The organism is Bradyrhizobium sp. NBAIM18 (assembly GCF_020193825.1).
In the GTDB taxonomy this organism is placed as follows: Bacteria; Pseudomonadota; Alphaproteobacteria; order Rhizobiales; family Xanthobacteraceae; genus Bradyrhizobium; species Bradyrhizobium yuanmingense.
Genome location: NZ_JADYVO010000010.1, coordinates 257,501 through 260,320, shown reverse-complemented (window position 1 = coordinate 260,320; position 2,820 = coordinate 257,501). Strand labels below are relative to the sequence as shown.

2 tRNA genes and 1 rRNA gene are annotated in these 2,820 nt (G+C 57.1%); all 3 read left to right on the top strand.

The window, feature by feature from the left end:
- Positions 1-714 precede the first annotated feature (714 nt).
- Positions 715-2,203 (top strand): 16S ribosomal RNA (locus I6F17_RS23105).
- Positions 2,204-2,395: 192 nt separating this feature from the next.
- Positions 2,396-2,472: transfer RNA gene (locus tag I6F17_RS23100), tRNA-Ile, on the top strand.
- Between the two features lie 33 nt (positions 2,473-2,505).
- Positions 2,506-2,581 (top strand) — tRNA-Ala (locus I6F17_RS23095).
- Positions 2,582-2,820 lie beyond the last annotated feature (239 nt).

The window sequence follows — 2,820 nt, the reverse complement described above, 5'->3', positions numbered from 1 at the left end:
CACCTAGCGGGGGAGGCGGGCGTCTGGCCGGGGGGCCGCCAGCGCTTGGGACGGCACGCCCCCAGGTTGGCGGAGGTGCGGAGGAGAGGCCCCGGGGGAGGCCGCCAGGGAGGGCTCCAAGGCGCCCTCCGGAGCCCGCCGGCGGGCAAACTTTTTTTCAGATTTTTTGCCGGGCAGGCTCGTTCGATGTGCCCCGCGGCTTTCTAAATGGCTGGAATCGTGGGTGTTTTCTCGCTGGTCCGCTGTGCGACGATTTGTTGACGATTGGCGTTGACAGGCCGGAAGGTGGGGCCTATAACCCCAACCACTGAGCGCGGCGCCGCCGGGTCACTGACCAAGGCGAGCGAACGCGCCACTGATGCTCCTCACCTTGTTGAGTGACACAACAGCCGACACCAGTCGGTTGGAGTTCATCCATCGTCGGTAAGGGTGTCGGAACCCTTCCTCTCAGGAAGGTTGAGGCCTCCATGGTCTCGGGCTGTTTGACAAGTGAAGATGAAGAAAGAGAAACGTGGACGGCGGAGTCCTTGCGGGTCTCGCTTCCGAGAAGCTTCGGCTTTTCTGATCGAGACCGGACGAAAGACTTCGGCGGTACACGTTTTAAAGGAAACACCATCGTTGCCAGCGATGTGAATCGCGGGCAGCACATCGACTTCGGTCGATAATGGTGGGACCTCGTCAAACGTTGTGATCAGCCGGTTCAAAGTTCAAGTCCAACTTGAGAGTTTGATCCTGGCTCAGAGCGAACGCTGGCGGCAGGCTTAACACATGCAAGTCGAGCGGGCGTAGCAATACGTCAGCGGCAGACGGGTGAGTAACGCGTGGGAACGTACCTTTTGGTTCGGAACAACACAGGGAAACTTGTGCTAATACCGGATAAGCCCTTACGGGGAAAGATTTATCGCCGAAAGATCGGCCCGCGTCTGATTAGCTAGTTGGTGAGGTAATGGCTCACCAAGGCGACGATCAGTAGCTGGTCTGAGAGGATGATCAGCCACATTGGGACTGAGACACGGCCCAAACTCCTACGGGAGGCAGCAGTGGGGAATATTGGACAATGGGGGCAACCCTGATCCAGCCATGCCGCGTGAGTGATGAAGGCCCTAGGGTTGTAAAGCTCTTTTGTGCGGGAAGATAATGACGGTACCGCAAGAATAAGCCCCGGCTAACTTCGTGCCAGCAGCCGCGGTAATACGAAGGGGGCTAGCGTTGCTCGGAATCACTGGGCGTAAAGGGTGCGTAGGCGGGTCTTTAAGTCAGGGGTGAAATCCTGGAGCTCAACTCCAGAACTGCCTTTGATACTGAAGATCTTGAGTCCGGGAGAGGTGAGTGGAACTGCGAGTGTAGAGGTGAAATTCGTAGATATTCGCAAGAACACCAGTGGCGAAGGCGGCTCACTGGCCCGGTACTGACGCTGAGGCACGAAAGCGTGGGGAGCAAACAGGATTAGATACCCTGGTAGTCCACGCCGTAAACGATGAATGCCAGCCGTTAGTGGGTTTACTCACTAGTGGCGCAGCTAACGCTTTAAGCATTCCGCCTGGGGAGTACGGTCGCAAGATTAAAACTCAAAGGAATTGACGGGGGCCCGCACAAGCGGTGGAGCATGTGGTTTAATTCGACGCAACGCGCAGAACCTTACCAGCCCTTGACATGTCCAGGACCGGTCGCAGAGATGTGACCCTCTCTTCGGAGCCTGGAGCACAGGTGCTGCATGGCTGTCGTCAGCTCGTGTCGTGAGATGTTGGGTTAAGTCCCGCAACGAGCGCAACCCCCGTCCTTAGTTGCTACCATTTAGTTGAGCACTCTAAGGAGACTGCCGGTGATAAGCCGCGAGGAAGGTGGGGATGACGTCAAGTCCTCATGGCCCTTACGGGCTGGGCTACACACGTGCTACAATGGCGGTGACAATGGGATGCTAAGGGGCGACCCTTCGCAAATCTCAAAAAGCCGTCTCAGTTCGGATTGGGCTCTGCAACTCGAGCCCATGAAGTTGGAATCGCTAGTAATCGTGGATCAGCACGCCACGGTGAATACGTTCCCGGGCCTTGTACACACCGCCCGTCACACCATGGGAGTTGGTTTTACCTGAAGACGGTGCGCTAACCCGCAAGGGAGGCAGCCGGCCACGGTAGGGTCAGCGACTGGGGTGAAGTCGTAACAAGGTAGCCGTAGGGGAACCTGCGGCTGGATCACCTCCTTTCTAAGGATGATCCTTCAGCGAGCTCACGCTCACTATCGGATCGTTTTAGAAACATCAGTGGCCAACAGATCGCCAGATCGTTGAGCTGCATTGGCGGGATTTCGCCGTCTTCGTTTCTCTTTCTTCGCGGACGAACACGCGCTGGGCCTGCATCAAGCAGGATCCCACGGTCCCTGACGGGATATGCGTTAGGGGCTTGTAGCTCAGTTGGTTAGAGCGCGCGCTTGATAAGCGTGAGGTCGGAAGTTCAAGTCTTCCCAGGCCCACCACTTTCATCGAGTGAGCATTCGTCTTCTGGTTACGGGGCCATAGCTCAGCTGGGAGAGCGCGTGCTTTGCAAGCATGAGGTCGTCGGTTCGATCCCGTCTGGCTCCACCACGCTTCGCCTTTCAGGCTTCGCGTGGCGCAGCCAAGCACGGTCGAAGCGTGCCCGGCGTAGCTCACTTGAGCGTAGACGGGCTGGTTGAGATCAGCCCGTAACCATCACCGTCCGCGAAACATCACTTCGCATCCTGCTAGTCTGGATAGACAGCAAGATGCGTGTTTTCTGACATCGTAAAGAGGAGATCGATCCGAGTTGGGTCGTGCAGCAGATTGTTGCGCGAATCCTTCATTAT